This is a genomic window from Halobacterium sp. GSL-19, assembly GCF_016917855.1.
Lineage (GTDB): Archaea > Halobacteriota > Halobacteria > Halobacteriales > Halobacteriaceae > Halobacterium > Halobacterium salinarum.
Window position 1 is genome coordinate 174,529 of sequence record NZ_CP070377.1, and the last position, 25,249, is coordinate 199,777.

The 25,249-nt window shown below is 69.3% G+C and carries 27 protein-coding genes; 10 read left to right on the forward strand and 17 right to left on the reverse strand.

The window, feature by feature from the left end:
• Nucleotides 1–270, reverse strand: coding sequence for a helix-turn-helix domain-containing protein (locus JT689_RS02575; RefSeq protein WP_010902171.1), 270 nt, complete (start codon nucleotides 268–270; stop codon nucleotides 1–3).
• A gap of 184 nt (nucleotides 271–454) precedes the next feature.
• On the opposite strand from JT689_RS02575, the gene JT689_RS02580 reads away from it, so the two are divergent.
• Together JT689_RS02580 and JT689_RS02585 are read left to right on the forward strand one after the other, a co-directional pair.
• On the forward strand, nucleotides 455–1,159 hold the full coding sequence (locus JT689_RS02580; RefSeq protein ID WP_012289133.1) for a class I SAM-dependent methyltransferase: 705 nt from the start codon (nucleotides 455–457) through the stop codon (nucleotides 1,157–1,159).
• Between the two features lie 52 nt (nucleotides 1,160–1,211).
• A complete protein-coding gene (locus JT689_RS02585) occupies nucleotides 1,212–2,129 on the forward strand; it encodes a glycosyltransferase (RefSeq protein ID WP_010902173.1) in 918 nt (305 codons plus the stop codon).
• Here the strand turns inward: JT689_RS02585 and JT689_RS02590 are convergent.
• The 4 genes from JT689_RS02590 to JT689_RS02605 form a co-directional block, all read right to left on the reverse strand.
• Nucleotides 2,126–2,944, reverse strand: a complete 819-nt coding sequence (locus JT689_RS02590; RefSeq protein WP_010902174.1) for an amidohydrolase family protein — start codon at nucleotides 2,942–2,944, stop codon at nucleotides 2,126–2,128. The genes JT689_RS02585 and JT689_RS02590 overlap by 4 nt on opposite strands.
• Before the next feature lie 71 nt (nucleotides 2,945–3,015).
• The gene (locus tag JT689_RS02595) at nucleotides 3,016–3,621 is read right to left on the reverse strand and encodes a TRIC cation channel family protein (RefSeq protein ID WP_010902175.1); all 606 of its coding nucleotides are present in this window, start codon (nucleotides 3,619–3,621) and stop codon (nucleotides 3,016–3,018) included.
• 14 nt (nucleotides 3,622–3,635) lie between these two features.
• A complete protein-coding gene (locus tag JT689_RS02600) occupies nucleotides 3,636–4,400 on the reverse strand; it encodes an S-adenosyl-l-methionine hydroxide adenosyltransferase family protein (RefSeq protein WP_205251429.1) in 765 nt (254 codons plus the stop codon).
• 50 nt (nucleotides 4,401–4,450) lie between these two features.
• Nucleotides 4,451–4,984 (reverse strand): nicotinamide-nucleotide adenylyltransferase, encoded by a 534-nt coding sequence (locus JT689_RS02605; protein WP_205251430.1) that lies wholly within the window; start codon nucleotides 4,982–4,984, stop codon nucleotides 4,451–4,453.
• Between the two features lie 176 nt (nucleotides 4,985–5,160).
• Here JT689_RS02605 and lonB point away from each other — a divergent pair, with 176 nt between their 5' ends.
• Nucleotides 5,161–7,269 carry an ATP-dependent protease LonB gene (gene lonB, locus JT689_RS02610; protein ID WP_010902178.1) on the forward strand — a complete coding sequence of 703 codons (2,109 nt, stop codon included), beginning with the start codon at nucleotides 5,161–5,163 and terminating at the stop codon, nucleotides 7,267–7,269.
• Between the two features lie 156 nt (nucleotides 7,270–7,425).
• On the opposite strand, the gene JT689_RS02615 is transcribed toward lonB, so the two are convergent.
• Nucleotides 7,426–7,881 (reverse strand): MGMT family protein, encoded by a 456-nt coding sequence (locus JT689_RS02615; protein WP_205251431.1) that lies wholly within the window; start codon nucleotides 7,879–7,881, stop codon nucleotides 7,426–7,428.
• Between the two features lie 81 nt (nucleotides 7,882–7,962).
• Here JT689_RS02615 and trpC point away from each other — a divergent pair, with 81 nt between their 5' ends.
• Genes trpC through JT689_RS02635 form a run of 4 tightly spaced genes read left to right on the forward strand, consistent with a single transcriptional unit; the run spans nucleotide 7,963 to nucleotide 11,656 of the window.
• On the forward strand, nucleotides 7,963–8,718 hold the full coding sequence (trpC, locus tag JT689_RS02620) for an indole-3-glycerol phosphate synthase (protein ID WP_205251432.1): 756 nt from the start codon (nucleotides 7,963–7,965) through the stop codon (nucleotides 8,716–8,718).
• Entirely contained in the window at nucleotides 8,715–10,007 is a 1,293-nt protein-coding gene (gene trpB / locus JT689_RS02625; protein ID WP_205251433.1) for a tryptophan synthase subunit beta, read from the forward strand. The genes trpC and trpB overlap by 4 nt, the downstream gene beginning before the upstream one ends.
• Complete coding sequence (gene trpA, locus JT689_RS02630) at nucleotides 10,004–10,834, forward strand: tryptophan synthase subunit alpha (RefSeq protein WP_205251434.1); 831 nt, start codon at nucleotides 10,004–10,006, stop codon at nucleotides 10,832–10,834. The genes trpB and trpA overlap by 4 nt, the downstream gene beginning before the upstream one ends.
• A gap of 24 nt (nucleotides 10,835–10,858) precedes the next feature.
• Nucleotides 10,859–11,656 carry a 2-amino-3,7-dideoxy-D-threo-hept-6-ulosonate synthase gene (locus JT689_RS02635; RefSeq protein WP_010902183.1) on the forward strand — a complete coding sequence of 266 codons (798 nt, stop codon included), beginning with the start codon at nucleotides 10,859–10,861 and terminating at the stop codon, nucleotides 11,654–11,656.
• On the opposite strand, the gene JT689_RS02640 is transcribed toward JT689_RS02635, so the two are convergent.
• Entirely contained in the window at nucleotides 11,653–11,958 is a 306-nt protein-coding gene (locus tag JT689_RS02640; RefSeq protein WP_012289137.1) for a hypothetical protein, read from the reverse strand. The genes JT689_RS02635 and JT689_RS02640 overlap by 4 nt on opposite strands.
• Nucleotides 11,959–12,060: 102 nt before the next feature.
• Between JT689_RS02640 and JT689_RS02645 the strand changes: the two genes are divergently transcribed.
• Nucleotides 12,061–13,224 carry a 3-dehydroquinate synthase II gene (locus tag JT689_RS02645; protein WP_010902185.1) on the forward strand — a complete coding sequence of 388 codons (1,164 nt, stop codon included), beginning with the start codon at nucleotides 12,061–12,063 and terminating at the stop codon, nucleotides 13,222–13,224.
• 6 nt (nucleotides 13,225–13,230) lie between these two features.
• Here the strand turns inward: JT689_RS02645 and JT689_RS02650 are convergent, their stop codons facing one another.
• The 3 genes from JT689_RS02650 to JT689_RS02660 are packed head-to-tail and all read right to left on the reverse strand — an operon-like array spanning nucleotide 13,231 to nucleotide 15,389.
• Nucleotides 13,231–13,641 carry a zinc ribbon domain-containing protein gene (locus JT689_RS02650; protein ID WP_012289138.1) on the reverse strand — a complete coding sequence of 137 codons (411 nt, stop codon included), beginning with the start codon at nucleotides 13,639–13,641 and terminating at the stop codon, nucleotides 13,231–13,233.
• A 47-nt stretch (nucleotides 13,642–13,688) separates the two neighbouring features.
• On the reverse strand, nucleotides 13,689–14,369 hold the full coding sequence (locus JT689_RS02655; protein WP_012289139.1) for a type I 3-dehydroquinate dehydratase: 681 nt from the start codon (nucleotides 14,367–14,369) through the stop codon (nucleotides 13,689–13,691).
• 60 nt (nucleotides 14,370–14,429) lie between these two features.
• Nucleotides 14,430–15,389, reverse strand: coding sequence for a transcription initiation factor IIB (locus JT689_RS02660; protein WP_010902188.1), 960 nt, complete (start codon nucleotides 15,387–15,389; stop codon nucleotides 14,430–14,432).
• 290 nt (nucleotides 15,390–15,679) lie between these two features.
• On the opposite strand from JT689_RS02660, the gene JT689_RS02665 reads away from it, so the two are divergent.
• Entirely contained in the window at nucleotides 15,680–16,393 is a 714-nt protein-coding gene (locus JT689_RS02665; protein ID WP_205251435.1) for a cobalamin-binding protein, read from the forward strand.
• 1 nt (nucleotide 16,394) lies between these two features.
• Here JT689_RS02665 and JT689_RS02670 read toward each other — a convergent pair whose 3' ends face one another.
• Nucleotides 16,395–18,239 carry a flippase-like domain-containing protein gene (locus JT689_RS02670; protein ID WP_205251436.1) on the reverse strand — a complete coding sequence of 615 codons (1,845 nt, stop codon included), beginning with the start codon at nucleotides 18,237–18,239 and terminating at the stop codon, nucleotides 16,395–16,397.
• 203 nt (nucleotides 18,240–18,442) lie between these two features.
• On the opposite strand from JT689_RS02670, the gene JT689_RS02675 reads away from it, so the two are divergent.
• A complete protein-coding gene (locus JT689_RS02675) occupies nucleotides 18,443–18,685 on the forward strand; it encodes a hypothetical protein (RefSeq protein ID WP_010902191.1) in 243 nt (80 codons plus the stop codon).
• Nucleotides 18,686–18,694: 9 nt separating this feature from the next.
• Here the strand turns inward: JT689_RS02675 and JT689_RS02680 are convergent, their stop codons facing one another.
• The 6 genes from JT689_RS02680 to metG form a co-directional block, all read right to left on the reverse strand.
• On the reverse strand, nucleotides 18,695–19,309 hold the full coding sequence (locus JT689_RS02680; protein ID WP_205251437.1) for a winged helix-turn-helix transcriptional regulator: 615 nt from the start codon (nucleotides 19,307–19,309) through the stop codon (nucleotides 18,695–18,697).
• Nucleotides 19,310–19,364: 55 nt separating this feature from the next.
• A complete protein-coding gene (locus JT689_RS02685; protein WP_010902193.1) occupies nucleotides 19,365–20,543 on the reverse strand; it encodes an SPFH domain-containing protein in 1,179 nt (392 codons plus the stop codon).
• Between the two features lie 39 nt (nucleotides 20,544–20,582).
• The gene (locus JT689_RS02690; RefSeq protein ID WP_010902194.1) at nucleotides 20,583–21,092 is read right to left on the reverse strand and encodes an NfeD family protein; all 510 of its coding nucleotides are present in this window, start codon (nucleotides 21,090–21,092) and stop codon (nucleotides 20,583–20,585) included.
• Nucleotides 21,093–21,124: 32 nt separating this feature from the next.
• Nucleotides 21,125–21,301, reverse strand: a complete 177-nt coding sequence (locus tag JT689_RS02695; protein WP_010902195.1) for a hypothetical protein — start codon at nucleotides 21,299–21,301, stop codon at nucleotides 21,125–21,127.
• A 37-nt stretch (nucleotides 21,302–21,338) separates the two neighbouring features.
• Nucleotides 21,339–23,078 carry a pyruvate kinase gene (gene pyk, locus JT689_RS02700; RefSeq protein WP_010902196.1) on the reverse strand — a complete coding sequence of 580 codons (1,740 nt, stop codon included), beginning with the start codon at nucleotides 23,076–23,078 and terminating at the stop codon, nucleotides 21,339–21,341.
• 88 nt (nucleotides 23,079–23,166) lie between these two features.
• A complete protein-coding gene (gene metG, locus JT689_RS02705) occupies nucleotides 23,167–25,236 on the reverse strand; it encodes a methionine--tRNA ligase (protein ID WP_205251438.1) in 2,070 nt (689 codons plus the stop codon).
• Nucleotides 25,237–25,249: the final 13 nt, after the last annotated feature.

Sequence of the window (25,249 nt, forward strand, 5' to 3'; positions counted from 1 at the left end):
TCAGCCGGCGAGATAGTACACCTGCTTGCGGGCGTCTTCGAAGCTGTACCGGGAGTCAACCAGGTGTTGTTCGTCGAGCCGGTTGAGCGCGTACCTGACTGTGCGGTCGGGCAACAGCGATTCGTCGGCGAGCTCGCCCTGGGACAGCGGGGAGTCGATTTCGAGGACCTTCGCAACGAGTTTCGCGCTCGGCGGGAGCTCCTGCAGTCGACTCCGGAACTCCTCGTCGTCGACAGGGGCCGGCTTGTCTTCGGTCGCGGACGCGCTCATGTCAGGACGTGACACACCGTCGCAGGTAAGTGTTGTCCCCCCGTGCAACTAAACACCTTATATTATATTATGGCCGGCCCGCCGCCGTTCAGCACCCCGCAGTCGCCGACTCACGGACCCGCCACGAGTCCCGCGGCGTTCCAGTACGGTTTTACATCCCCGCCCACGACGTGGCCGTATAAGCGTGAAGGGACAGGAGTGGTACCAGGCCACCGAGGTCGCCGAAGAGTACGACGAGAAGCGATTCTCTCGGGGCGGCCGCTACATCGACCGCCGCGAGAAGCGGGCAGTACTTGACGCGCTCGGACGCGTGGACGGCGACCGCGTCCTCGAAATCGCCTGCGGCACCGGTCGGTTCACCGTGATGCTCGCGGAGCGCGGCGCGGACATCACCGGGCTCGACATCTCCGGGCCGATGCTCCAGGAAGGCCGCCAGAAGGCCGCACAGGCGGGAGTCGCGGACACCATCGAGTTCATGCGCGGGGACGCCGGCCGGCTGCCGTTCCCCGACAACCACTTCGACAGCGTCTTCGCGATGCGGTTTTTCCACCTCGCGGACTCCCCGGCGACGTATCTCCGCGAGATGGCGCGTGTCTCCAAGCAACAGGTGTTTTTCGACACGTTCAACCGGTTCAGCACGCGGTCGCTGTACAACTGGCTGCTCCCCATGGGGTCGCGGCTGTACGGCTCGCGTGAGGTGCGCGCGCTGGTGTCGGGTGCCGGCCTCACGCTGGCCGACGCCGACCACGACTTCATCGCCCCCTACGGCTTCTACCGGGAGGTTCCGGACTGGATCGCGCGCCCCTTCCGGAACGCCGACGTGACGCTCGGTGACACGCCGCTCGGCGAGCCGCTGGCGTCGGTCTCCTACTGGGACGTTCGCCTCTGACCCGCGCCAGCGAGGCGGGGTGTTTTTACCGCCGGCTCCGAACTGACACCGTATGGACCTCTCGGTGGTGGTGCCCACCCTGAACGCGCGCGACGCCCTCCTCGACGCGCTCGACGCGCTCGCAGCCCACGCACCCGCCGCCGAGGTCGTCGTCGCGAACGGCCCGTCGGTCGACGGCACCTCCGGCACGGTGCGCGACCACGACGCCGTCGACACGCTGCTTGAGCTCTCCGAGCGCAACCTCAACGCCGCCCGGAACGCCGGCATCGCCGCCACCAACGGCACCGTCGTGGCGTTCATCGGCCAGGACACACACATCCAGCCGGGGTGGACGAACGCCGTCGCCGACGCCATCGCCGACGGCGCCGACGCCGTCACCGGCCCCGTCCACCGCACTGTCGAAGGCGGCGTCACCACCGAATCGGTCGACGAGGCGACGGTCTCGGGCCGCGACGTGACGTTTTTCGACGGCGCAAACGTCGCCATCACCCGCCGAGCGCTGCGCGCACTCGACGGCTTCGACGAGGCGCTCCAGACGGGTGCCGCCCGCGACGCCGCACACCGGCTGGCGGGCATGGACCGCCGGGTGGCGTGGGCCCCCAACGCCTGCGTGCTCCGCACCGACGCCGACGACGTCATCCACCGGCTGCCCGAGGACGCCGACAGCTCCGCCCGCGGGTTGAAATACCGCGCGCTCGCCTACCGCCTCACGAAGAACTACGGCGCAACCGCCGCCATCACCGCCCGCGTTCTGCGCCACGCGGTCGGCGACGCCGCCAGCGTCGGCGGCGCTGTCCTGCGCGGCGACGCCGACCTCTCGACGTGGGTGGGCGCGGGGCTGGCCGTCCTCCCCGGGCTCTGGCGGGGCAGCCAGGCCGGCCTGTCGGCGCGCGTCGCCGACCGCACCACCACCCGCAATCCCAACGGCGTGTCGACCCGCATGGACCGCGTGCACGCCCGCCACGACTAGCCGCTGGCGGCCGCCGGCAGGATCCGCGCGAGGTTCTGGCCGAGCACCTTCGCCATGGCGTCCTCGGTGACATCGAGGGTCAACACCTCCATCAGCGAGACGTTCGGGTGTGTCGCGGGCGCGCCGGACCCGAACACCACCCGGTCGGGGTGTTCCCTGATCGCGCGCTCCAGGATCTCCCGGTACCGGACGCCCGCAGTGTCCACGTACAGCGACTCGTGCGACTCCAACAGCTCCACCGCGGCCGTCATCAACTCACGATCCAGTGGATGGCCCCCGAAATGCCCCAGCACGACGGGGAACTCGCGATCCAGCAGCGTCTCCGCCAGCGCGGCCGGCGTGAACTGGCGGCCACCGTCGACGAGCACCGGCAGTCCAACGTCGTCCAACACGTCCAGCACATCCGCATCCGGCAGCCCGTCCTGTGCGGGGTCGAGTTTGAATCCGTGGAAGCGGTCGTCGTACGCGTACTGCTCGATGTCCTCGGGGGTGGTCTGCCAGTCGTCCCGTGACGCGGCGACGTTCCGCACCGCCGCGACCGCGCCCCGGCCGGGATCCCGGGGGCCGTCGATGCGCGCGAACGCCACGAACGGGCGCTTGACTGCCTCCCTGGCGACGGCGTTGTTCGCGCGCAGATATCCCTGCTCGCCCTTCCGCGGGCCGGGGAACACCACGGCGCGCACGATGCCCGCCTGATGCATCTCGCGCTCGAAGGCCTCCCCCTCGATGGTGCGGCCGCGGCTGGGACGCCCCGGGCCGGCGTGGAGCCGTGCGTGACAGTCCACGACCCGGAACCCGTGCTCCAACTCCAGCATGCTGGAGTGCTTGCCGGCTGGCTATTTCGGTCTGGCGGTGCGCGCGCCCGCCCGCCGGCCGGGCCACGCCGTCACGCCGGGGCGTTGAGCCGGACCGTCGGCAGCGCCCACTCGAAGCGGATCGCGAGCAGCCGCACCGCGAGCGTGACCCCCGCGCCCGCCGCCGCCGCGATCGTGGCCCCCAGCCCCGACGCGGTGGCGACCCACAACACGGTGCTCCCGGCGATCGCGCACGTCGCGTACAGGTCCTCCGTGAGCACGAACGGCACGCGCTGCAACAGCACGTCGGACACCAGCCCCCCGCCGACTCCCGTGGTGGTGCCGAGCACGACCACCCCGAACGGCGACACGTCCGCCCCGACGCCGACCAGCGCGCCCGACGCCGCGAACGCCGCCAGCCCGACGGCGTCCGGGACGTCCACGACCGGGTGGGCAAGCACCTCGGTGCCGACGCGTCGCGCCACCACGACCGCCACCACCACGCCCGCCAGCGCGAACCCCACGTCGGTGGTGGACTGCAACATCGCCGGCACCGACCCGACGAGCACGTCACGGGTTGCGCCGCCGCCCAGGGCCGTCAGCACGCCGAGCACCGCGACCCCGAGCACGTCGAAGTCGGCGTCGATCGCCTTCAGCGAGCCGACGGTGGCGAACGCCACCAGGCCGACCGCGTTCATCACGCCGAACGCCGTCACCACACCACTGTCACCTCATCGCCGGCGCTCACGCCGAACGCGTCGTCGCCCCGGCCGCGGTTCACCGCCAACTCGACGTTCCCGTGGCTGCCCACGGTGAGGAGGCGTTTCCCGGGGTCGGTGTGGGCGTACGACCGCCGCACCGGCGTGGCGACGCCGTCGACCTCGACGGTGTCCCCGACCCGGTCGGCGACGATTTCCCCCGGGAGGTTCGTGATGGCGTTCCCGAACCCGTCCACGGCGATGACCGTGCCGGCCGCCCCGCCGTCGGTGACCGCCGGCGCGGGAAACGACACGCGCTCGTAGTCGGCGGTCGGCTCGTACTCGGGGTACTGGTCGAACGTGTCGACGCCACGCTCGTGGATGTCGGCGGCCGCCGGCGCGAACACGTCCCGCCCGTGGAACGTCGCGCTCGCGGGGTCTTCGACGTCGATCTCGAACACGTCGATGTCGGCGGCGTCGCCTGCGATGCGGCGCGCGGCCGGCACCGCCACGCCGTTGTCCGGCGCGACGATGGCGTGGCTTCCCGCCCGCACCACGACGGCGCTGCGGTCCGTTCCGACGCCGGGATCGACGACCGCCAGGTGGACGGCCGGCGGGAAGTACGGCACCACCTCCCGCAGCCAGAACGCCGCCGCGCGGACGTCCTGGCGGGGGAGGTCGTGGGCGATGTCCACGAGCCTGGCGTCAGTCGTCTGCAACACCACGCCTTTCATCGCTGCCGGGTACGGCGAGCCGAAGTCAGAGCTCAGCGTGATCACGGTCTCCGTGTCGTCCGGCGTGCACAAAAACGCCCGTTGTCCCGGGCGGGCTACCGCAGCCCCGAGTCGTGGCCGTTGGCGTCGGTGTCGGCCACGTGCTGGATGCGCTCGACGCCGTCGATCTCCGCGACGACATCCGCGACGGCGTCGGGCACCAGGCTCTCCCAGTCGTCGCCGTCGGCCATGCGGCGACGGATCTCCGCCCCCTCCAGGACGTCCCGGTCGTACATCGGCGGCTGGCGCACCTCGACGGCGGCCTCGTTGAACAGCCGAATCACCAGCGGGTTGTTCGAGTACGCGACCTCGAACTTCGGGCACATCGACCGCACGTGGCTCACCCAGACGGCGTTGCGTTCGAGGTCCTCGATGGGGACCGCATACGTCACGAGGTCGAACTCGACCAGCGCCTTCGTGATCATCATGATCCGTTCGCCGGCCGTAAACGGGTTTCTGGCCGAGTGGGAGTCCCCCGCACTCCCGATCCCCACCACCAGCTCGTCGACCTCAGTCGCGATCTGTTCGATAACGCGGCGGTGGCCGGTGTGGAACGGCTGGAAGCGACCGATATAGAACCCGCGAGTCATCTCTCGCGTAGACGAATCTGGTCGGCGACCATAAGAATGGCGAGTTCGCCTCGATACGAATCGCGGAACCCGTAGTATGGCCCCGAAACGCGGAGAATACGGCCGATTAGACGGCGTTTCAAGGGAGAAAGTATATCAGTTGCCCACCCGTGTTTTTTCGTGTCGAACCAACTTCTATGAGCAACGAATCGACGAACGACGCGCCGCCCGACGACGACCCCGACGACCCCGAGCCGTCCGTCGATCACGACGACACCGACGGGCTCCAGGACGACCCCGCCGACAGCGTGGACGACGCTGGGGAGGTCGACGACCTGGAGAACCTCGGGAGCGACGTGGGCGTTGAGGGTGATGTGTCTATCGACGAAGACAACGCCGAGGACGACTTGCTTGGCGGCCTGCGCATCGACGACACGTCGGACATCACAGTTCCGGATCGGCTCGTCGACCAGGTCATCGGGCAGGAGGCGGCCCGCGAGATCGTCAAGCGTGCGGCCAAACAGCACCGCCACGTCATGATGATCGGGTCGCCGGGTACGGGCAAGTCCCTGCTGGCCAAAGCGATGAGCCGGCTGCTCCCGAAAGAGAGCCTGCAGGACGTGCTCGTCTACCACAACCCCGACGACTCCAACGAGCCGAAAGTCAGGACCGTCCCGGCCGGGAAGGGTGAGCAAATCGTTGACGCCCACAAGGAGGAAGCCCGCAAGCGCAACCAGATGCGGTCGTTCCTCATGTGGATCATGATCCTGCTCGCGGTCGGCTACGCGCTGTTGATCGCGACGCCGGCGCGCCCGCTGCTGGCGCTGCTCTCGGCAGCCGGCATCTATCTCCTGTTCCGGTACACCAACCGCGGCAGCGACGCGATGGTGCCGAAGCTCCTCATCAACAACGCCGACAGACAGGTCGCGCCCTTCGAGGACGCGACCGGCGCACACGCCGGCGCGATGCTCGGCGACGTTCGCCACGACCCCTTCCAGTCCGGCGGGATGGCGACGCCGAGCCACGAGCGTGTCGAAGCCGGCTCCATCCAGAAAGCCAACAAGGGCGTGTTGTTCATCGACGAGATCAACACGCTGGACGTGCGGTCCCAGCAGAAGCTGATGACCGCCATCCAGGAGGGCGAGTTCTCGATCACGGGACAGAGCGAGCGCTCCTCGGGGGCGATGGTCCAGACCGAGGCGGTGCCGTGTGACTTCATCATGGTCGCGGCCGGGAACATGGACGCCATGGAGAACATGCACCCGGCGCTGCGCTCCCGCATCAAGGGGTACGGCTACGAGGTGTACATGGACGACACCATCGAGGACACCCCCGACATGCGGCGCAAGTACGCGCGGTTCGTCGCCCAGGAGGTCGAGAAGGACGGGAACCTCCCGCATTTCGCCCCCGACGCGATCCGCGAGCTCATCCTGGAGGCCAAGCGCCGCGCCGGCCGCAAGGACAGCCTCACGCTGAAGCTGCGCGATCTCGGCGGGCTGGTCCGGGTTGCCGGCGACATCGCGCGTTCGGAGGGCCACGACCTCACGCAGCGGTCGGACGTCCTCGAAGCCAAGAAGCGCTCGCGCTCCATCGAACAGCAGTTCGTGGACAACTACATCCAGCGCCGCAAGGACTACGAGCTCGGCACCACCAGCGAGGAGGCCGTCGGCCGGGTCAACGGGCTCGCGGTGATGGGTGGTGACTCCGGCATCATGCTGCCGGTGATGGCGGAGATCACGCCCGCACAGAGCCAGGAGGAGGGCCGCATCTACGCCACCGGCCAGCTCAAAGAGATGGCCGAGGAGGCCGTCGAGAACGTCTCGGCGATCATCAAGAAGTTCAGCGACGAGAACATGTCCGAGAAGGACACGCACATTCAGTTCGTGCAGGCCGGTGAGGGCGGGGTCGACGGCGATTCGGCGTCGATCACGGTCGCCACCGCCGTCATCAGCGCCCTGGAGGACATCCCCGTCGCCCAGGAGCTGGCGATGACTGGCAGCCTCTCGGTCCGCGGTGACGTGTTGCCGGTCGGCGGCGTCACACACAAGATCGAGGCCGCCGCCAAGGCCGGCTGCGAGCGGGTCATCATCCCGAAGGCCAACGAGGACGACGTGATGATCGAGGACGAGTACGAGGAGCAGATCGAGATCATTCCGGTGACGCACATCAGCGAAGTGCTCGATGTGGCGCTGGTCGGCGAACCCGAGAAGGATTCGCTGGTCGACCGCCTCAAGTCAATCACCGGGAAGGCGCTCGACAGCGCGTCCGACTCCGGCACCACGGGCGGCAATCCGAGCCCGCAGTAGTCGGATCTTTTTACTTCGGCGGGTTTCCTGGATCGTTCGCGCCGCTGGCGCTCAATCCCTGCGGGACCCCACATCGCAAAAAGCTACGCGAAGACCGTCCCGCTCGCCGCAGCCGTCGTGAACGCGGCGGGGTTCGGTGTCAACGCGCGCTGACTGTTACTCTTCGAGGTCGCGGAGGGCGCGGACGACGCGGTCCGGCGCGCCGCTCGGCGCACCTCGCACGCGGTGGTCGGGTACGAACAGGGGCACGGGGTTCGCCGCGAGGGCGTCCCGGACTGTCCGACGGCCCTCGTTGCTGTCGTGGTCGAGGTCCGGCGTCATCCGGGCCGCGAGCTCGACGTCGACCGTCTCGCCGAAGGGCACGTTCCGGATGGCTTCGAGGACGCGGCGCTGGTCTGTCGGCAGCGTGAGTCCGACGGTCACGTCGTCGAAGTCGTTCTCGGTGCCGTCGAGGTACGCGCCGACGCGGTCGAGGAGTTCGTGGTCGGTGCCGGCGTCGTTCGGACGTTCGCGGGGGAAGGAGACGCTGATGACGCGATCACCCGCGACGCCGAGCTGTACGAAGCAGTCCAGGCTGTCGAACTCGCGTGCGTAGATGCCGGCGGCGCTCATAGTCTGTGGTCGCGGGCCCCGGCCTTGAGCCTCCCGACCGACGCAAGCTTTATGTACAGAGTAATGCATTGATGTACAACAATGGACGACAGTTCGTCGTTGGCGTCCCCGGTCCAGTCGATCCTGGCGGCCGCCCGCCGTCGCGACCCGCCGGCACGGCGGTGCACCGTCTCGGCGCGCTCGCTGCCCGCCGCCCTCCACAGCGCGGCCGCCGACGGCCGCACGCCGATCATCGCCGAGGTGAAACCCACCAGCCCGACCACCGACACCGAACACAGCGGCGACCCCGCAGAGCTCGCCCGCGAGATGGTCGCCGGCGGCGCGGCAGCCGTCTCCGTGCTCACCGAGCCACACCACTTCGACGGCAGCACGGACGCGCTGCGCGCGATCCGGGACGCCGTCGACGTGCCCGTGTTGCGCAAGGACTTCCTGTTGACCGAACCCCAACTGGACGCCGTCGCGGCCGACGCCGTGTTGCTCATCGCGCGGTTCCTCGGCGACGACCTCGGCGACATGCTCGCGGCCGCCCGCGACCGCGGCTTCCAGGCGCTCGTCGAAGTCCACAGCCGCCGGGAGCTGGCGCGCGCCGTCGACGCCGGCGCGGACATCATCGGCGTGAACAACCGCGACCTCACCGCCCTCACGGTTGACCTCGACACGTTCGGTGCCGTCGCCCCCGAGGCCCCGGCTGACGTTACGCTCGTCGCCGAATCCGGGATCGCGACGCCCACCGACGCCCGCACGATGCGGGCGGCGGGCGCGGACGGACTGCTCGTCGGGAGCGCGATCATGGACGGCCCGGTACGCGACACCACACGGAGGCTTGTCACTGCATGAGCACGAACACCGACGACACGACACGGACGGACGGAACGTTCGGGGACTACGGCGGCCAGTACGTCCCCGAGGTACTGATGCCCGCAGTCGAGGAGCTGACCGACGCCTACGAGCGGTACGTCCTGGACAACGAGGACGGCTTCGTGGACGACTTCCGCCAGCGCATCCGCTCGTTCGGCGGGCGGCCCACGCCGCTGACCCACGCCCCGACGCTCAGCCAGCGCCACGGCGTCGACGTCTACCTCAAACGCGAGGACCTCCTGCACGGCGGCGCGCACAAACTCAACAACGCCCTGGGGCAGGTGTTGCTCGCCAAATACATGGGCAAAGACCGCATCGTCGCGGAGACCGGGGCCGGCCAGCACGGCACCGCAACCGCGATGGCCTGTGCCGCCCTGGAGATGCCATGCGAGATCTACATGGGGCGCACCGACGTGAACCGCCAGCGCCCCAACGTCTTCCGGATGCGGCTGCACGACGCCGACGTGAACCCGGTGACCGTCGGCTCGGGGACGCTGAAAGAAGCCATCAACGAGACGATGCGCGACTGGGCGACGAACGTCGCGGACACCCACTACGTCATCGGCTCCGTCGTCGGCCCACACCCGTTCCCGTCGATGGTGCGGGACTTCCAGGCGATCATCAGCGAGGAGCTGCGCGCGCAGTCCCGCGAGCAGCTCGGCGAACTCCCGGCCGCCGTCATCGCGTGCGCCGGCGGCGGCTCGAACACCATGGGTGCGTTCGGCGCGTTCGTCGGGAGCGCCAGCCTGCCGGGGGCTCCGGCGGGCACGCACGAGCCGGCCCCCGACGTGGACCTGCTGGCCGTCGAAGCCGGCGGCTCGCGCCTCGGCGTCGACGACGACGCGGGGTACGCGCCGAACTCCGCTAGCCTCTCGACGGGCACCGAGGGCGTCCTGCACGGCGCGCGCACGAAACTCCTTCAGACGGGGACCGGCCAGATCGTGGAATCACACTCCGTGTCCGCCGGCCTCGACTACGCGGGGGTCGGCCCGGAGCTGGCACACCTCGTCGACACCGGCCGCATCACACCCACCAACGTCGACGACGACGCCGCGCTCGCGGCGTTCCACCGGCTGTCGCGCGACGAGGGCGTGATCCCCGCCCTCGAAACGAGCCACGCGGTCGCCGCCCTCGACCAGTACGACGGCGACGGTCCCGTGGTGGTGAACGTCTCCGGCCGGGGGGACAAGGATCTGGACACCGTCATCGAGGCGTCGGCGGCCAACGACATCGACGCCGCGCCGGACATGGAGGTGTTCGAGCAGTGACCCGCAGCGACCTCGCCGCGGCCTTCGACGACGACCCGGCGCTGGTGTCGTACGTGGTCGCGGGCGATCCGACGCCCGCCGCGACCGCCGAGTACATCGACGCGCTCGTGGACGGCGGCACGGACGTGATCGAACTCGGGCTGCCGTTCAGCGAACCCGTCGCGGAGGGGACGACCATCCAGAACGCGATCAAGCGCGCGCTCGATGCCGACATGACGCCCGACGCCTACCTGGATCTCGTGGCGCGCATCGACGCCGACGTGCCGGTTGTCTGTATGACCTACTACAACCTCCTGTTCCAGTACGGCGACCGCGCCGGGCCCGCGGCGTTCGTCTCCGCGGCGGCCGAGGCGGGCGTCTCCGGGTTCGTGGTTCCGGATCTGCCCGTCGACGAGTCCGGCCCGCTCCGGGAGGCGTGTCGCGCCCACGGCCTCGATCTCGTGTTCGTCGTTGCGCCGACGACCACCGCCGACCGCCGCGAGCGCATGCTCGATCTGACCACGGGGTTCGTCTACGTGCAGGGCCGGGTCGGCACGACGGGTGCCCGTGAGGAAGTCAGCGCGGCGACGCCGGACGCGCTCGCGGCCCTCCAGCACACGGACATCCCGAAGGCCGTGGGGTTCGGCGTCTCCTCGGGCGAGCAGGCCCGCGAGATCACGGCCAGCGGTGCTGACGGCGTCATCGTGGGGAGCGCGTACGTCGACACGGTCGCCGACGGTGTTGCCGACGACGACCCCCCCAGCGTGGTCGCCGATCGCCTGCGGGACCTCGCCGCCGAGCTGAAGGCCGGCGCCGCTCGGGGCGTGCCGGAACCGGAACACAAATAGCCCAACGTTTGCTAGCCAGTACCAATGACTGACGCCGGGAAAACCGCACGACTCAACCGCATCAGCACCGACGACAGACTCCTCACGATCCCGATGGATCACGGCATCACCCTCGGCGCGATCGACGGCCTCGTGGACATCGAAGCCACCATCCGTGAGGTCACAGCCAACGGCGCCGACGCCGTCCTCACCCAGCCGGGCATCGCCCCCCGCGTCCACCCCAACAAGGGCGACGCCGGCTACATCGTCCACCTCAACGCCTCAACGACCCTCGGCCCCGACCAGACGGACAAACGCCGCACCGGCACCGTCGAAGACGCGGTCCGCGCCGGCGCGGACGCCGTCTCCTTCCACATCAACGTCGGCAGCGACCACGAACCCGACCAGATCACCGCGCTCGCGGACGTCGCCGCCGACGCCGACCGCCTCGGCGTTCCCGTGCTCGCGATGGCGTACGCCCGCGGCCCCGGCGTCGACGAACACGACGCCGCGAACCTCGGCCACGCCGTCCGCCTCGCCGAGGAAGTCGGCGCGGACGTCATCAAAACCGCCTACTCGGGCAGCACCGAGAGCTTCCAGCGCGTCGTTGATGCCACCGCCAAGCCGGTCATCATCGCCGGCGGCGACCCCGCCGGCGACCGCGAAACACTGCAGGGCATCCGGGACGCCATGGACGCCGGCGCGGCCGGCGTCTCCACTGGCCGCACCGTCTTCCAACACGCCACCCCCGGCGCGATGACCGCCGCCATCTCGGCGGTCGTCCACGACGACGCCGACCCCGAAGCGGCGCTCGCCCGGGCCGGTCTCGTCGTCGACGCCTAACGCTCGGCGTCAGTCACCTGCCACCCGCCCGGCGCACGCGCGAGCACGTCCTCGACGTCCGCCCTCGCCAGCCCGAAAAACGACTCCCGGCCGACGGCCGTCCGGAACCGCGCGATCACGGTGTTCGGTGTCGCCTCGAACACCGTCACCGAGCAGCTCCAGTCGGCGTGTTCGAGGCGCGCACACTCGGGCTTCTCCGCCGCGATCTCGCTGCCAAGCGCCCAGCTCAGCGACTGTGCAGCGTCCACGGGAAGCGGCATCCGATCAGCAAGGAAGCTCTGTTCCCCTTCGCGGGTTGCCATACCGCAGCTACGACGCCACCGACGAATAAATCGCCCGCTTCTGGTATGCCACGCGTCAGCCGCTCCGGTACGCTTTAGGCCGCGTGCCGCCTCCATCCGGCAATGACACGGTCCGTTTGGCTGAAAGCCGACGACGAAGTCGGCGACTGGGAGACCCGCAAACGCCGCATCACCGCCGGCCTGGAGGCCGGCGTCGACTGGGTGCTCGTCGACCGCGCGGACGTCGCCCGCGTCCGCGAACTCGGCTCGGTGAACGTCGCCGCGTTCTCCACCGACGACGCGAACGTCATCGAGGACGCCGAAGGCACCGACGCCGACCCCGACGCCTACGTCGCCGGGAAGGACGGCGAAGGCGACGGCACCGTCGATCTCCCCGCTGACTTCTCGGGGAGCGCCGACCTCTCGGCGCTCCGCCGCGGGCACGCCGACACGGCGTACGTCCGCATCCGCGACGAGGAGTACGAGCCGTTCGCGCAGGCCGCCGCCGAGGTCGCCGACCACACCATCGTCGTCGGCGACGACTGGACGATCATCCCCCTGGAGAACCTCATCGCGCGCATCGGCGAGGAAACCACGCTCGTCGCCGGCGTCGAATCCGCCGCGGAAGCCGAAACCGCCTTCGAGACGCTCGACATCGGCGCGGACGCCGTCCTCCTCGACAGCGACGATCCCGACGAGATCCGGCGCACGGTGTCCGTGCGGGACGCCGCCGACCGCGAACACCTCGCCCTCTCGACGGCCACCATCACCACCATCGAGGAGGCCGGCAGCGCCGACCGCGTCTGCGTGGACACGGGCAGCCTGCTGGCCGACGACGAGGGGATGCTCGTCGGCTCGATGAGCCGCGGGCTGTTCTTCGTGCACGCCGAAACCGCCCAGTCGCCGTACGTCGCCGCGCGGCCGTTCCGCGTGAACGCGGGCGCGGTCCACGCCTACGTGCGGACGCCCGACGGCGGCACCAAATACCTCGCGGAGCTCGGCAGCGGCGACGAAGTCCAGGTCGTCGACGGCGACGGGCGCACCCGCTCGGCGGTCGTCGGGCGCGCGAAAATCGAGAAACGGCCGATGTTCCGCGTGGAAGCCGAAACCGACGACGGCGACCGCATCGAAACCCTCCTGCAGAACGCCGAAACGATCAAGGTCGCAACCCCCAACGGCCGCACGGCCGTCACGGACCTGTCCGTCGGCGACGACCTCCACGTCTTCCTTCAGGACGGCGGCCGCCACTTCGGGGAGGCCATCGACGAGCGCATCATCGAGCAGTAACCGCGGTCAGTCCAGCTCCCCGGGACGCTCCAGGCGCTGCGTACACCACGGACAGAACTCCAGCTCCTCGTCGAGTTCGTTCCCACAGGCCGGACACACAGCCGCGTCGTCGTCGGTCGCCGCCGCCGGCGACGACTCCTTGACCGCCAGGATGTACGCGTCAAGCGTGCAGAACACCCGTACGGCAAGCAGGCTCACCATCACTCTCGGTCCGATGGTCGCGCCCGCGTCGATCGCACCTTGTACCCCACGCGCCTCGATCGCCTGGTATGCGGCATCCGGGATGACCAGCGCGGCAACCGCCATCGACAGCCCGAACCACGCGATGGCCCGCACCCACGCCCGCAGATAGATGTGTCCGAGCCCCGGGTAGACGAACGCCAGCACACCAGCCAGCAGTCCACGTCTGTTAGCCACAGTGGATGTCTGTCGGCCCCAATGGTAAACCCACCGAACGCGGCCACCTACTGTAGGTCGGCGATCAGCGCCTGTAGCGCCGCCGGCGCGTACTGCCCGGGCGCGGTCGTCTCCCCGTCGGCAACCGGCGCGTATCCGAGCTTCGACCCGTACAGCGGGGTTACGGCCCGCGTGTGTCGGCCCAGATCGCCCATGCCCATGGTCGCCACGGTCATCCCCGCGGCGCTGTACTCGTGTGTCACACGGATCACGTCCAGCGCGTCACCGCGGTCCTGGGGGGTCACCGCCAGCTTCCCCACGTCGCCCAGCGAGCACGCCTCCCCGAGCAGATCCGCCATCGCGGACAGCGACGGCGTCCCGTCGAAGTCGTGGGCCGACACCACCGTTGTGGTGTCCGTCGAACGCGCCGCCGCAAGCGCCTCCGCGCCGTCGGCGGTGTCGTCGTCCACGAGCGCACTACGCTCGATGTCGACGGCTGCGACGCAGTCGGTCCTTGCGGCCTCCGCGAGGGCGTCGATCCGGTCGCCGCCGTCGGCCGCAGCCCCGCCCTCCCAGTCGGCGCGGTTGGTCGCCAACACCGGCAACACCCCGTCGTAGTCGTCGAGGGCCGCCAGCGGGTCGGCCGCCAGGTCCATGCGGAACTCGACGAGGTCGACGTGTTCGGGGGCCGCTGGCGCGGCGCCGAGATCGCCGGTTGACGCGGCGAGCAGAAAATCCTGGAACTCCATACCCGGCTCACACGCGGCCAGTGGCAAAAAGGTGGGACACCTCCGAGCGGGGTGTGACGTCTACACCGGAATGGTGTCTTCGGCCTCCAGCAGCTCGTGGTAGCGGTTGCGGATGGTGACCTCGGAGATGTCCGCGACCTCCGAGACTTTCGCCTGCGTCGTCTTCTCGTTCGTCAGCAGCGCCGCGGCGTACACCGCCGCGGCCGCGAGCCCGACCGGCGACTTGCCGGAGTGGACGCCCTTGTCTTTGGCCGTCTTCAGGAGCTCGCGGGCGCGGTGGGAGGCCTCGTCGCTGAGCCCGAGGTCGCTTGCGAACCGCGGCACGTAGCTCTCGGGGTCGGCGGGCGCGACCTCCAGGCCGAGCTCGCGGACGACGTAGCGGTACGTGCGCGCGATCTCGGCCTTCTCGACGCGGGACACGTCGGCGATCTCGTCGAGGCTGCGGGGAACGCCGGCCTGGCGCGCGGCGGCGTACACGCAGGACGTGGCGACGCCCTCGATGGAGCGCCCGGGCAGCAGGTCGTCCTCAAGCGCGCGGCGGTAGATCACCGAGGCGGTCTCCCGGACGTTGTCCGGCAGCCCGAGCGCGGAGGCCATCCGGTCGATCTCGCCGAGCGCCTGCTTGAGGTTGCGCTCTTTGGCGTCCCGGGTGCGGAAGCGCTCGTTCCACTTGCGCAGGCGCTGCATCTTCTGGCGCTGGTTGCTGGAGAGACTGTTCCCGTAGGCGTCCTTGTCCCGCCAGTCGATGTTCGTCGACAGCCCCTTGTCGTGCATCGTGTTCGTGGTCGGGGCACCGACGCGGGATTTCTCGTCTTTCTCCTTGGAGTCGAACGCGCGCCACTCGGGGCCGCGGTCGATGCCGTCCTCCTCGACGACCAGCCCACAGTCGGCACACACCGACTCGCCGTGCTCCTCGTCGTTGACCACGAGGCCACCGCACTCTGGGCAGCCGTCCGTCGATTCCGATTCCGTCTCGTCCGTGCGCTCCTGCTCTCGGGAACGCATTCGTGCGTCTGTCATGTAGCGTACAGCCCCCCGGAAAAACCCGGATGAGTCGTAGCCAAGTTATTTACCCAGTTCCCTCTTAACAGTTGTGTATTCGGTCGCGGTCCGGGATGAGACAACACGGCCGCTAGGCCGACAGACACAGCCGCATGCGGGCGCGGCGGTGCTCGATCTGTTCGCCAGCGCCGCGCCGGAACTAACGTATTGTTTAGGAACTATTATTATAGGGTTTCGTTTGACCGATCACACGCCGCCCCGGGAACCGCCACCACGAGCGTTTTCCGCCCGCCACGCCACACCCACGTATGCGCGTCGTCTCGCTTGCACCCAGCGCCACCGCCGTCGTCACTGCCCTGGGCGCGTCCGACCGCCTGGTCGGCACGACAACCCACTGCGACGCCCCCGACACGCCGGCCGTCGGGGGCTGGCTGACCCCCGACTACGACCGCGTCGTCGACCTCGACCCGGACGTCGTCCTGACCAGCGACGCCCTCCAGGCCGAGATCCGGGACGCCCTCCGGAGCCGCGGGTTCGACGTCCACCACACCGCACCAGCGACACTCGACGACGTGCTCGCGTCGTTCGCCGACATCGGCGACGCCGTCGGGCGGCCCGACGCCGGCGACGCGCTCGCCGCCGACTGTCGGCGACGCCTCGCCGGCGTCCGTGACGCCACCCCGGCGGACGGGCCGACCGTCTACTGCGAGGAGTGGGCGGACCCGCCGATGGCAGCCGGCAACTGGGTGCCCGACGCCGTCGACGCGGCCGGCGGGCACTACCCGTTCGTCGATGCCGGTGCCCGCTCCCACGAGGTCGACGCCGCGGCTGTGCGCGCCGCCGCTCCCGACCACGTTGTGGTCCACATCTGTGGTGCCGGCCGGCAGACCGACGCCGACCCGGTCACACGCTGGGACCTCGACGCCGCCGTCCACGTCGTCGACGACAGCCTCCTGAACCAGCCGAGCCCCCGGCTGATCGACGGCATCGAACTGCTCGCCGACCAGCTCCACGCCACCTGACTCAGTCGTCGACGCCCACCGCCGACTCCCGGTCCGCGCCGAGGTCGGCATCACGCCCGTCCACGGCCTCGGTCAGCGACACGTTCAGCGTCATCATGGACACCGCGCCGCCCGCCACGGTCACGACGTTTTTCACGATGTGATCCACGATGGCGATCCCCACCGCCGTCCCGAACGACACCGGCAACAGCGTCGACACGATGGCGGCGAACGCGGCCTCGTAGACGCCGACCCCGCCGGGCGGCCCCGGGATCACCTTCGAGAGGTTGCCGACGCTCACGGCGAAGAACCCGACCGCGACCAGCCCCACCGCCGAGAGGTCGAGCCCGAAGGCCACGAACACCAGCAACGCCGTCGCCACGTCGATCGTCCAGATGACGACGCTCGAGACGCCGATCCACGCGAACGCCCGGCCGTTCACCGCGACCTGCTGGATGTCGCCGACGAACTGCTCGACGACGCTCGCCACGAGCTCCACGTAGGAGTCGTCGCTGGTCCACGCCACCACGCGGCGCGCGTAGTTGGTGTCGGTCCGCGCCGACCACACGATCACGGCGACCGTGCTCACCGCGACCGCGCCGACGACCGTCGACACCACGGTCGCCTGCTGGACGGCCGCCGACGCCGGCCCGCTGAGGCTGTCTCCGGTTGCGGTCGCGGCCAACTCGGTCACCGTCGACGGCGCGAACGCCGACAGCGCGACCAGCACACCCCCCGCAAGCACGGTGATCGTCAGCAAGTCGAACACCCGTTCGACCGCCAACGACGCGAACCCCGTGGTGTAGGGCACGCTGCGCCGCGCTTTCACGACGTAGGCGCGGATGGCGTCACCCGCCCGCGCGGGGATCACGAGGTTCCCGGTCTGACTGATGAACACCGCGCCCGTGAGAAACCACACGTCCTCGCGGTAGCCGAGCTCCGCCAGGATGTCGCCGTAGCGACGCCCCCGCAGCGGCCACGACAGCGCGTACACGACCGCGCCCGCCGCAACGAACACCGGATCGGCGTTCGCCACCGCGTCGACGAACGCCTCCACGTCGATGTAGACGAACATCAACGCGAACGCGACCACCGACAGCAGGCTGCCCACCGCCAACCCCGTCCGCCGGTTGGCGTACGGACGCACGGAGAACTCCCAGAAACACCGCAGGATCTGGCTCCCCATGCCGAAGACGTCGCGCACCAGATCGACTTTCGAGTCGCCTTTCGGCGTCCAGTCGACGGCGAACTCCTCGACGTCGAACCCCTGGCGCTGCGCCCGGACGAGCAGCTCCGTGTCCCAGAACCAATGCTCGTCGGCCACGTCGTCGACCAGCGCCTCGAACGCCGACCGGCTGAGCGCCTTGAACCCACACTGGTGGTCCCGAACCGTCGACCCCAGCAGCGTCCGCACCGCCCCGTTGAACACCCGGGAGGGGATGCCGCGCTTCGCCGGCCGGTCGGCGGTCTCGCCGGGCATCCACCGCGACCCGGTGGCGACGTCGGCCGATCCCGTACGCACGCGCTCCACGAGCGTTTCGAGGTGGCGCATGTCCGTCGCCAGATCCGTATCGAAATACACCAGCGTGTCGCCGTCCGCCACGTCGAACGCGGCGTTCAACGCCCCGCCACGCCCCAACCGCTGTTCGCTGTGTAGGTGTCGCACCGCGGGCTGCTCGGCGGCCAGCGCCTCGGCACGCGCCGGCGTGTCGTCGTCGCAGCCGTCCTCGGCCACGATGACCTCGAAGCTGCCCGCGGGCAGAAACCCGGCGAGCGTCTCCACCGTGGTGTGCACCGTCGCGTCGATGGTGTCGGCCTCGTTGTACGCCGGCAGCACGACACTCACCTCGACGGCCGTCTCGCTCATTGCCAGCACTGTCGGCTAGCTCACTGTAAGTACCTTCTGTATCCACGCGCTCACAGCCCGGGACGCGTCCTTTCCAGTGTCTACCAACGCCGGCGGTTTTCCCGGTCGTGCGCCCCCACTGGACCCCGCAGAATCGCAGGACGGCGACGGGTTTTACCAGCCGTACCAAATCCCTCTTGGGTCGACACACCGTCTACCCACTCATGAGCGCGACCACGGCGGCGAGCCGGACACTCACCCCGAAACAGCACCGCATCCTCTCGTACCTGCAGGACCACGCCGACGAGCGCACGTACTTCAAATCGCGGCTCATCGGCGACGAACTCGATCTCTCGGCGAAAGAAGTCGGTGCGAACATGCCCGCCATCGAGGACGCCGATCACGACCTCGACGTGGAGCGGTGGGGGTACTCCTCCTCGACCACGTGGAAAGTCGCCAGCGCGTAGCTCCGCGCGCTACGGATCGTAGCTGACCATCGACGCGGCCTCACTGGCGAACGCCACCGTCGCCGCGTCGAAGGAGTCGGCGTACCGCACGAGCAACACAACGAGCGTCTCCGGCTCCTGGATCTCGTAGCCGTCCGCCCGCGAAAGCACGCCCGCCGCCTCTAACTCGGCGCCGTACTTGCTCACCGTCGCGGGTGACACGTCCAGCGCATCGGCGACAGCGCCCGCCGACGCGTCAGGGTTCGACAGCAACTCACGGATCATCCCGCGCGCGGTCTCCCGGCGCAGATACCCCAGCGCGCGCCGCTCGAACGCCGAGAACCGGCCGGCGGGGTAGAACCGCTTGTACTCCCCGTCGCGGACGCTTTCGACGACGCCGTCCGCACACAGCCGCCGCAGGTGGTGTTGGGTTTCCCCCGTCCCCAGTTGGAGATCGTCCCGGAGCTTCGAGAAGTGTGCGCCCGGCGTCCGCGCCAGGTAGCCCGTGATCGCGTCCCGGACGTCACTTCCCGACGCCCCGTCGTCGTCGTCGGAATCACCGCCCGCCAGTCGCGCCAGTGGCCCCGCCGCACCCACCGCCGCGAACCGACGCAGGGTCGCGCGCTTGTCCTCGTCGACACCCATTCAAATCGCTGTATGATAGCTGTGAACAAAAGTGTTCCGTACCGCCAGCGCCGCGCTACGCGCCGGTGTCTTCGGTGCCGTCGTCGAGTTCCGCGTCCATCTCTTCGATCACCTCGCCGGCGTCCTGCAGTCCCGCGTCCTCGCCGCGCTGCACCGCCTCGGCCTTCTCCTCCAAGTCCGCGGGGTCGACGTCCGCCTCCTCGGTGATCTGGTTCAGGATCTCGTCGATGTTGTCCAGGCCGATGAGTTCGCGCGTCTCCTCGTCGAAGGCCATGCTCTCCAGATCGGAGCCACCGTCGCCGACATCGCTGCCCGCGAGGTGTTTGCCGTACCGGCCGACGAGGCTCGTGACCTCCTGGGGGAGCACGAACGTGTTGGACTCGCCCTCGCCGATCCCCTCCAGGGTCTCCATTCCTTTCTCGATGATGGCGCGCTCGCCCATCGACTCCGCGGACTTCGCACGGAGCACCGTCGAAATGGCGTCCCCCTGGGCTTCGAGGATCTGGGACTGCTTTTCCCCCTGCGCCCGGATGATGTTCGACTGCTTGTCACCCTGCGCGTTCTCGATGGCGGACTGCCGTTCACCCTGGGCCTCCAGGATCATCGCGCGGCGGCGACGCTCCGCGCTGGTCTGTTGCTCCATGGCCTGCTGGACCTCCTGGCTCGGATTGACCTCACGGACCTCCACGCTCTCGACGCGGATCCCCCACTCGTCGGTGGGCTCGTCGAGCTCCGTGCGGATCCGGGAGTTGATCTCCTGGCGCTTGTTCAGCGTGTCGTCGAGCTCCATGTCACCCAGCACCGCCCGCAGCGTCGTCTGCGCGAGGTTCGACACGGCGGTCTTGTAGTCGTCGACCTCCAGGAACGCGCGCTTGGCGTCCCGAACCCGGATGTACACGACCGCGTCCGCGGTCACCGGGGAGTTGTCCCGCGTGATGGCTTCCTGGCGGGGCACGTCGATCGTCTGCGTGCGCATGTCGAAGGTGTACGTCCGGGAGACGAACGGCGGAATGACGTTGATCCCGGGTTCGAGCAACCCCCGGTATTCGCCGAACACCGTCAGCGCCTGCTTCTCGTAGGCGTCGACGATCTGCACCGTCTCGTAGACGACCACCGCGAGTAACACGAGCAACAACAGCCCGACCACCGTCGTCAACGATCCGCCGAAGATCGCTGCCGGGAGCGCGTCGGCGGCCGCCGCGCCAGCGGTGCCGACACTGAGTGCTGTATACATCGTCTCAACCGTCCGGCGACTACACAATAAGTGTTCGCCTCAGCCCGGGACCCCGTCTTCGGCGTCGTTGCCCGCGGCTGCGGCGTCAGCGACCGGCTCGACGGTCACCACGTTCCCGCCGCCCGGATCCACCACCACGACCTCGGTGTCCGCTGGAATCGTGCCGGTCGTCGTGCGCGCCGCGTACGACGAATCGAAGCCGCCGTGTTCGAGGTCGACGCGCCCCTCACGCGGAGTCACGGGGTCGACGACGTACCCGCGCTTTCCGCGCAGGTCGCTTGAGGACTGGGTCTGCCCGCTACCCGTGCCCTCGTAGATCTCGTAGTAGCGGTAGACGTACAGCGCCACCATCCCCACCACTAACACCAGGCCGGCGAGCTGGAACGCCGTCGCGCCGGACAACACGAACATCCCGGCCAGCCCGGCGGCGAGCAACGCCACGCCCAACACGATGAGGTGCGCGCCGGGTGCCAACGCCTCGGCGATGCATAACACCGCCCCGATCACCACGAGCACGAACGACAGCGACTGACCGAACACGCCCTCCATACCCGTGCGTTAGGCTACCGCAGTGAAAACCGTTACCCGAACAACAGCAGGCCGATCGCGCCCACCATCGTGGCGACGCCGAGCACGAAAAACGCCACGTTCTCCGCGGCCGGCGACCCCGCTTCGATCGTCTCCGGGCTGGTGGTGGCGTCCTCGCCCACCTCGTTCAGCGTGAACCGCCACTCGCGGTCGTCGTCCGTCTGACTCATACCCCGGGTTGGCCGTCAACGGCCAAAAGCATCGGGGTCACTGATCGGCCTCGTAGACGACGCCGCGCTCGCCGTCCACGGTCACCAGATCGCCAGCCGGCACCGCGTCCACGTCGACATCGCCGACCATCGGCACGTCGAGTTCGCGCGCGATCACCGCCGGATACCCGGTCAGCCCGGCGTCCGCGCTCACGATCGCCCCGATCTTCGAGAGATCGCCGTCGAACTCGCCGTCGAACCCGTGCGCCAACAGCACCACCGCGTTCTCCGGGGCGTCGCTGAGATCCCCGCTGTCGGCACGGTACGTCCGGCCGGTCGTCCGCCCGTCGACGACCGCCCGCCCGGTCGAGAGCGTCTCCGCGGCCACGTGCACTTTCAGCGTGTTCGTCGTCGATGCGCCCTCAAGCTCCGTCATCATGCCCACGAGCACCACCACGGTGTCGCCGCTCGCCACCACGCCGGAGTCGACGGCCGCCTGCACCGCGCGCTCGACGACCGTCGTCGCGTCGCCCTCCGCGACCGCCGCGTAGTTGGCGTGGACCCCCCAGTTGAGCGCGAGCTGCCGGCGCACGTCGTGGGACGGCGTCGCACAGACCACCGGGACGCTGGGCCGGAACTTCGCGGCCTTCCGGGCGGTGTACCCCGACTCGGAGGCCACCACCACCGCGCTGGCGTCGATGTCGCGGGCCAGATACCGCGCCGACCGCGCCAACGCGTCCGTCTTCGCCGTCCCGTCGGCCGTCGGCACCGCCTGCTCCTGGCGCTCGCTGTACTCCGCGCTGCCTTCGACCTCCCGCACGATGCGGTCCATCGTCTCGACAACCCGCGTGGGGTTGTCCCCCACTGCGGTCTCCGCGGACAACATCACGCCGTCGGTGCCGTCCAGGACCGCGTTGGCCACGTCGCTGGCCTCCGCGCGCGTCGGACGCCGGGCGTGCACCATCGAGTCCAGCATCTCGGTCGCGGTGATCACCGGCACCCCCGCGTCCCGGCACTGCGCGATGATGCGCTTTTGGATCATCGGCACGTCCTCCATCGGACACTCCACGCCGAGATCGCCGCGCGCCACCATCACGCCCTGGGCGGCGTCGATGATGCCGTCCAGGTTCTCCACGGCACCCGCCCGCTCGATCTTCGCCACGATGGGGATGTCGGCACCGTGGGACTCCAGGACGCGGTTGACGGCCAACACGTCGTCGGCGTCCCGGACGAAGCTCGCCGCCACGTAATCGACGTCCAGCTCGGCGGCCAACGCCAGATCGCGGCGGTCCTTCTCGGTGACGACGTCCACGTCCAGCTCGACGCCCGGCACGTTGACGCCCTTCCGGCTGCCGAGGCTCCCGCCGGACACCACGGTGGCGTGCACCGTGTCGCCGGCGACGCGGTCGACGTCGGCCTCGATGCGGCCGTCGTCGAGCAACACCGTGTCACCGGGTTCGGCGGCCGCGATGCTGGTGGAGATCCCGATCCGATCGGGGGTCGCGGTGTCGCCCTCGACGAACGCCACGTCGCTGCCGGTTTCGATGTGGATGGTGCCGTCGTCGTCGATCGGTGCGGTCCTGACCTCCGGGCCTTGGGTGTCGAGCATCACCGCAAGCGGCTTGTCGGTCTGGGCGTCGACGGCCCGCGTGGTCTCGATGAGCTCCCGGCGCGCGGCCGCGTCGCCGTGGCTGGCGTTGATCCGTGCTACCGTCATGCCGGCGTCCGCGAGCGCCCGCACCGACGCGTCGTCGTTGGTCGCGGGGCCGAGCGTACAGACGATCTTCGCGTTTCTCATACGCGACGGTACACCGCCGCCCGGCAAAAACCCACGCTCTTTACTCGATACTGAGTTCCATTCGCGTGCGGGGCGGTGGCCGCCCGCCCTACATCACCTTCGTGCCGGGCTCGCTGTCCTCGTGGGTCGTCAGCAGGTCGGCGTCCTCCCCGGCCGCCAACACCATCCCGTTGGATTCCACGCCGAACAGCTCCGACGGCTCCATGTTCGCCACCACCACCACCCGCGTCCCCGGCAGCGCGTCGAGGTCGTGGAGCTGCTTGATGCCGGCGACGATCTGGCGCACCTCGTGGCCGATGTCGACTTCGAGGCGCGCCAGATCGTCAGCGCCCTCGATGCCCTCGGCCTCGACGACCTCCCCCACCCGCAGATCCAGCGCCTGGAACTCCTCGAAGCTGATATCGTCCTCGGCAAGCGGTTCGAGCTCGATCCCGTCGTCGGCTGTCTCGTCGGCCATACCCTCCCCATCGGCGTCCTCGCTACTAGCAGCTTCGATCTTCGCGGCCAGCGCCTCGTCGAGCTCGGTGACCCGGTCGTCCTCGATCTTCTCGAACAGCTCCGCGGGCTCCCCGAACTCCGCGGGCGGCGCCTGCAGGCAGTCCGCGATCGTCGCGTCACTCACACGCCCGTCCTCACCGAGCTGCGCCCAGAGGGTCTCGGTCTTCTCCGGCAGGAACGGCTGCAGGAGCACTGCAACCGCCTTCACGAGCTGCACGCAGTCCCGCATCACCGGCGCGGCCGCCTCGCTGTCGAGGTTCCACGGCTCGTTGTGCTGGATGTACTCGTTGCCGAACCGCGCCAGCGCCACCGCGCGCTCGCCGGCGGTCCGCAGATCGTACTCGTTCAGCGCGTCCTCGTAGTCGTCCATCGCCTGCGCGATCTCCGTCTCGACGTCGTCCGTGAGGCTGACCTCCTGGGGGGTGCCGTCGAAGTTCCGGTTCGCGAACAACAGCGCCCGGTACGCGAAGTTCCCCACGGCGTCCGCGAGCTCCGTGTTCACGCGCTGCGCGAACTCTTCCCAGGAGAAGTTCACGTCGCGCTCGAAGCCGCTCGCGGTCGCCAGGTAATACCGCAGCAGGTCCGGATGGAACCCCGCATCGAGGTACTCCGCCGCCCAGATGGCGCGGTTCTTCGACGTCGACAACCCCCGCCCGTCGATGTTCACGAACCCGGTCGCACACACCGCCCGCGGCTCGGCGTAGTCCGCGCCCGCCAGCATCGACGGCCAGAACACGGTGTGGTGCTGGATGATGTCGCGGCCGATGACGTGGATGATCTCGCCGTCGCCGTCCTTCCAGACGGACGCCCAGTCGAACTCCTCGGTGCCCACGCGCTCGGAGTACTGCTTCGTGGCGGCGACGTACTCGATGGGGGCGTCGACCCAGACGTACAACACGAGGTCGTCGCCACCCTCCCCGGGGTAGTCGATCCCCCAGTCGAGGTCCCGCGTGATGCAGAAATCCTCCAGCCCGCCCTCGATCCACTCGCGGGGCTGGTTTTTCGCGTTGTTCGTCCCTTCCATCCTGTTGATGAACCCCTCCAGATACTCCTGGAAGTCCGACAGCCGGAGGAACTTGTGCGCGCGCTCGTGGTACTCCGCGCTGTTGCCCGTGATGGTGCTCACCGGCGCCTCGATCTCCCCCGGTTCGAGGTGGCGCTGGCAGCCCTCGTCGCACTCGTCGCCGCGCGCGTGCTCCCCGCAGTACGGACACGTCCCCTCGACGTACCGGTCGGGCAGCCACTGGTCGGCGTCGGGGTCGTACGCCACCTGGATCTCCGTCTCGTAGACGTGGTCGTTGTCCTCCCACGCCCCCACGAACTCCCTGGTGAGCTCGACGTTGGTCTCCTCGTCGGTGTGGCCGTAGGTGTCGAACGCGACGCTGAACTCCTCGAACGTGTCGGCGTACTGCTCGTGGCGCTCCAGCCCGAGGTCGAGCGGCCCAACCCCGGCCTCGATGGCCTGGACGGCGATCGGCGTCCCGTGCATGTCCGTCCCCGAGACGAACACCGTCTCCTGGCCGAGCTTTCGGAGCGCGCGACTGAACGCGTCGCCGCTCACGTACGTCCGCAGGTGGCCGATGTGCAAGTCCCCGGTCGGATAGGGGAGCCCACAGGTCACCACCGCCGGATCGTCCGTGGGGTAGTCCTCGTCTGTCATGTGTCCCTGTTGC